Origin of the sequence: uncultured Maritalea sp., assembly GCF_937139385.1 — a bacterium.
Lineage (GTDB): Bacteria > Pseudomonadota > Alphaproteobacteria > Rhizobiales > Devosiaceae > Maritalea > Maritalea porphyrae_A.
Window position 1 is genome coordinate 1 of the sequence record NZ_CAKZPW010000247.1, and the last position, 4,569, is coordinate 4,569.

The 4,569-nt window shown below is 48.8% G+C and carries 6 protein-coding genes; 3 read left to right on the plus strand and 3 right to left on the minus strand.

Translation table 11 applies throughout. The features are described 5' to 3' along the window. The 3 genes from Q0231_RS10275 to Q0231_RS10285 form a co-directional block, all read left to right on the plus strand. Nucleotides 1-461 (plus strand): pilus assembly protein (locus Q0231_RS10275; RefSeq protein WP_299347600.1); only part of this gene is annotated, 461 nt, incomplete at its 5' end. Next, nucleotides 458-1,030, plus strand: coding sequence for a pilus assembly protein (locus tag Q0231_RS10280; RefSeq protein ID WP_299347601.1), 573 nt, complete (start codon nucleotides 458-460; stop codon nucleotides 1,028-1,030). The genes Q0231_RS10275 and Q0231_RS10280, both read left to right, overlap by 4 nt. 32 nt (nucleotides 1,031-1,062) lie before the next feature. Further along, the gene (locus Q0231_RS10285) at nucleotides 1,063-1,683 is read left to right on the plus strand and encodes an HAD family phosphatase (RefSeq protein ID WP_299347602.1); all 621 of its coding nucleotides are present in this window, start codon (nucleotides 1,063-1,065) and stop codon (nucleotides 1,681-1,683) included. Nucleotides 1,684-1,740: 57 nt separating this feature from the next. On the opposite strand, the gene upp is transcribed toward Q0231_RS10285, so the two are convergent. From upp to Q0231_RS10300, 3 genes are all read right to left on the minus strand, one after another. Then, nucleotides 1,741-2,370 carry a uracil phosphoribosyltransferase gene (gene upp / locus Q0231_RS10290; protein WP_299347603.1) on the minus strand — a complete coding sequence of 210 codons (630 nt, stop codon included), beginning with the start codon at nucleotides 2,368-2,370 and terminating at the stop codon, nucleotides 1,741-1,743. A gap of 18 nt (nucleotides 2,371-2,388) precedes the next feature. Beyond that, nucleotides 2,389-3,606, minus strand: coding sequence for a phosphopentomutase (locus Q0231_RS10295; protein ID WP_299347605.1), 1,218 nt, complete (start codon nucleotides 3,604-3,606; stop codon nucleotides 2,389-2,391). A 38-nt stretch (nucleotides 3,607-3,644) separates the two neighbouring features. Next, nucleotides 3,645-4,569, minus strand: a 925-nt coding sequence (locus Q0231_RS10300) for a thymidine phosphorylase (RefSeq protein WP_299347607.1), incomplete at its 5' end; no start/stop codon positions are given.

Here is a 4,569-nt window from a genome sequence, read left to right on the forward strand (position 1 = left end):
TCACGGTCATCGAATTTGCCTTGCTCGCTTTCCCGTTCTTTGCCCTTATTGGCGCAATATTGGAAACTGGCTTGTTTTTGCTGGGTAGTCAGGTTTTTGATAGCGCGGTGGACGATGCTGCAAGATCGATCATGATCGGCGCCGCTGAAAAATATTCGCCAGCAGATTTTCGCAGTGAGATTTGCAACCATACTTTCGGCCTGATTGATTGCAGTGCAATCAAACTCAGAACTCGGCCAATCGCAAAATTCTCATCAGCCAATACTACCCCTCCAGTAGATAAAGACGGGAATTGGATCATTGTTGAACAGTTTGACGCCGGTTCGTCCAGTGAAGTGATTTTGGTTGAAGCCTATTACAAGTGGAATACTTTTTTTGGCTTTGACTATGGATTTGCCAAGACTGGCGGCACCGTTGTAATTTCTGCGGCACGCGTTTTCATGAATGAGCCATACAAATGATCAAGTCTTGCACCCGGCTGGCGCGCAGTTTTCTAAAAACCATTTCGCATTTCATAAGTGACAAACAAGCCATTGCTGCCGTCGAATTTGCGCTGATCCTGCCCATCTTGCTGTTCACCTATATTGGCACGGCCGAAGTAAGCCGCTTGATCATCATGGATCGGCGTCTTGCTGTTGTTGCTGGTTCAGTAGGAGATTTGGTTGCACGCGCAAACGGATCGCTGCAAAACAAGATTTTGCAAGACTATTTTGCGGCCGCCGAGTTCACGATGGCACCTTACCCCGCGGCTACATTGAAGCAGGTCGTAACTGGCGTCTTTGTGGATAAAAAAGGGAAAGCCAAGGTCTATTGGAGCAAAGGCTACAATGGGGGCAGCACTTATGCCAAAGACTCATATGTTCCACTTCCTCCTGAAATGTCGGAACAATCCAAAAACAAGTTTTTGATCATTGGAGAGGCGACTACACAATGGCAGCCGATTGTGGACTTTATTTTCCAGTCGGGTTTCACATTGGAAAAAACCTACTACTATCGCCCACGATTTGATGCTCAAATCAACATCAATTAGCGCTTAACATCTCCAACCAACGAGAATCCTATATGTCCGACTATTTGGTGCCGGTCTTTGACCTTGGTGGCGTCTTCATCGACTGGAACCCGATGTATCTGTTTCGCAAGCTGTTTGACACCGAAGAAGAAGCGCAATGGTTTCAGGACTATGTGTGCACTAGCCTTTGGAATATTGAGTTTGATGCGGGCACATCTTATGCAGAGGGCATTCAACAAAAAACAAATCACTTCCCGCAGTATTTTGATCAGATTTCTGCCTACAATCACCGCTGGCACGAAATGATTTCGGGGTTAATTCAGGGCACAATCGACATTCAAGAGGAATTGGTTGCTGCAGAAATTCCAACTTTTGCCATAACAAATTTCTCGCGAGAAAAGTTTCATGAGTGCTTAGAAAAATACGAATTCTTGCGCAAGTTTGATGGCATTGTGGTTTCCGGCAATGAACGGTTGATCAAGCCAGACTACAGGATCTTTCATCGGTTCTTAGATCGTTACAGCCTCTCGGCTGACCAATGTGTTTTAATTGATGATAGTTTTCCCAATGTCGTGGCGGCCCGTTATTTAGGCATGCAGGCGGTTCACTTTGCAGATCCGGCGCAAGCGCGTAAAGAGCTGATTGATTTGGGCTTGCCACTCAAGGCCGTCTAAAATGTCAAAGGGCAGCGCAACACATGCCCTGCCCTTTTCTAGTTTTTAGATTGGGGATTAGCGCGTCCCGTACATACGGTCGCCTGCATCACCCAAACCAGGAACGATATAGCCTTTTTCGTTGAGTTTTTCATCAATTGCGGCGGTATAAATCGGCACATCTGGATGAGCTTCTTGGAAGCGTATAATGCCTTCAGGGGCTGCGAGCAAACAAAGGAAGCGCAAATTGTCGGCGCCACGACGTTTGATCCGGTCAACCGCCGTAATGGCGGAATTTGCCGTCGCCAACATCGGGTCAACAACAACCACCAGCCGATCAGCCACATCAGAGGGAGCTTTAAAATAATATTCAATTGCTTCTAGGGTCTCAGGATCACGATAAAGACCAATGTGTGAAACCCGCGCAGATGGCACGAGATCGAGCATGCCTTCTAAAAGACCGTTGCCCGCTCGCAGAATTGAAGCGAACACCAGTTTTTTACCTTTAAGGGCTGGTGATTTCATCGGCTGAATCGGTGTTTCAATGTCGATGTCTTCTAATTCAAGATCACGGGTGATCTCGTAGCACAATAGATGGGCGATTTCTCGCAACAGTCTACGAAAGCTCGCTGTAGACGTGTCTTTGTTGCGCATGATGGTAAGCTTGTGCTGCACCAAAGGGTGATCAATTACTTTGACATTTTCCATATTCTTCGCCCCAGATCCTTATAAAAACGCTTTGCCATGTGGTCCGGCAGGCAAATGCAACCATGCAGCCACTGTTTCACCAATATCTGCGAATGTCGATCTAGACCCTTTTGATCCTTTGGTCAAACTTGGGGAAAACACCAAAACAGGCACCTGCTCGCGCGTGTGATCATTGCCCTGCCAAGTGGGATCACACCCATGATCGGCGGTCAGCACCAGTAAGTCATCATGTTCCATTTTAGCGATCATTTCGGGCAAGCGTTGGTCGAATTGTTCGAGTGCTGCAGCATAGCCGGGCACATCACGGCGATGACCATAGTGCATATCAAAATCAACAAAATTGGTGAAAATCAAGTCGCCGTCACGCGCCATTTCCAAGGTATCAAGCGTCGCATCAAACAGGTTCATATTGCCGTTGGCTTTGATTTTGTGGGTTACGCCTTGGGCTGCGTAGATGTCTGAGATTTTTCCGATCGCAAACACTTGGCGACCATTGTCTTTTGCGCGGTCCAGCAATGTTGGCTCGGGCGGAAGAACAGACAGGTCCCGTCGATTGCCTGTGCGCTCAAATGTGTTTGCTGTTTCGCCAACGAATGGGCGCGCGATAACCCGCCCGATATTGTAAGGCTTCACCAAGTCAAAAGCGATTTCACAAATCTCATAAAGACGATCCAGGCCAAAATGCTGCTCATGGGCGGCGATTTGGAACACGCTATCGGCGCTGGTGTAACAAATTGGCATGCCCGTTTTGATGCTTTCTTCACCCAACTCGGCAATCACCACTGTTCCCGAAGCATGTTTGTCGCCCAAGATGCCCGGCAATTTGGCCCGTTTAACAAACTCGTCAGTCAACTCTTTTGGAAATGTTGGTATGGTTTCTGGGAAATAACCCCAATCAAAAACCACAGGTACACCTGCAATTTCCCAATGGCCAGATGGGGTATCTTTGCCTTTTGAGACTTCACTTGCATGGGCCCAGACCCCAGCTCTGTGTTCCCCTGAAAGCCCTTTGGGCAATTCGCCGCTTGCGCCCATCGCAGCTTGACCTAACCCAAGCATGTCCATATTTGGCAATTGCAGTGGTCCTTTGCGCACCCCCTCTTTGTCACCCAAACCTTGCGCGCAGGCTGCTGCAATATGGCCTAATGTGTTCGCGCCCTCATCACCAAATTGAGCGGCATCTGGCGCGCCGCCAATGCCAAAACTGTCAAGAACACACAAAATTACTCGGGGCATAACTGCCTCCTTTGATGATTGTTGTGCGCGCTGTTCTGCTACGCAGTGATCAATCCATGGAAAAGCCCATGCTTTTCCGGCTCTTCATTCAAATGATAGGCTTTGCGCAACCGCATAGCGGCTTCTGACGCGCTATCTTCATTTGCGGCGTGAATGCGCGCAATCGGTGTTTGAGCATCTAGACTTGTCCCAATGGGCGCAATCTTGTCAAAGCCAACCGCGTAATTCAATTTATCCGTAGGGGTTTTGCGTCCACCACCCAAAACAACAACCGCCATGCCGACACCTTTGGCGTCAATGCCAGCAACCGTGTCTGATCGTTCTGCAAAAACATCACGTACAATTGGCGCTGTTGGCAAATGTTTATCGTGTTTTTCGATAAAATCCGTCGGTCCACCAAGAAGGGATACCATCTTGCCAAAACGCTCTGCTGCGGCACCGCTGTCCAATGCCTCGTGGCATTTTTGCCTTGCTGCTTCCATATCGTTTTCAATGCCAACAAGGCCTAGGCCGAGCGCGGCAAGCTCAATTGTAACATCGAGTAATCGTTGATCTTGATGAACGCCCGTGAGGAATTCAACCGCGTTACGCACTTCAACAGCGTTGCCGGCAGCACTGGCCAAAGGTTCGTTCATGTCAGTTATCAGCGCTGAGGTTTTCACCCCTGCTCCATTGGCCACATGCACTAGGCTTTTGGCCAGTTCGTCAGCGTCTTCGGCCGTGCGCATAAACGCACCGGTTCCCACTTTGACGTCAAGCACCAAAGCGTCCAAACCAGCTGCTAGTTTTTTGGAGAGGATTGAGGATGTAATAAGGGAAACATTCTCAACGGTCGCGGTAACATCGCGAATGCCATACATGATCTTATCAGCAGGTGCGAGATTTGCCGTCTGGCCAATTATGGCGCAACCTGCTTCGCGCACTACTTTTCGAAAAAGCGCGTTGTCCGGGCTGGTTGTGTAA

Coding starts and splice junctions, on each gene's coding strand:
- Q0231_RS10280 (WP_299347601.1), top strand. CDS start 458: ATGATCAAGTCTTGCACCCGGCTGGCGCGCAGTTTTCTAAAAACCATT.
- Q0231_RS10285 (WP_299347602.1), top strand. CDS start 1,063: ATGTCCGACTATTTGGTGCCGGTCTTTGACCTTGGTGGCGTCTTCATC.
- upp (WP_299347603.1), bottom strand. CDS start 2,370: ATGGAAAATGTCAAAGTAATTGATCACCCTTTGGTGCAGCACAAGCTT.
- Q0231_RS10295 (WP_299347605.1), bottom strand. CDS start 3,606: ATGCCCCGAGTAATTTTGTGTGTTCTTGACAGTTTTGGCATTGGCGGC.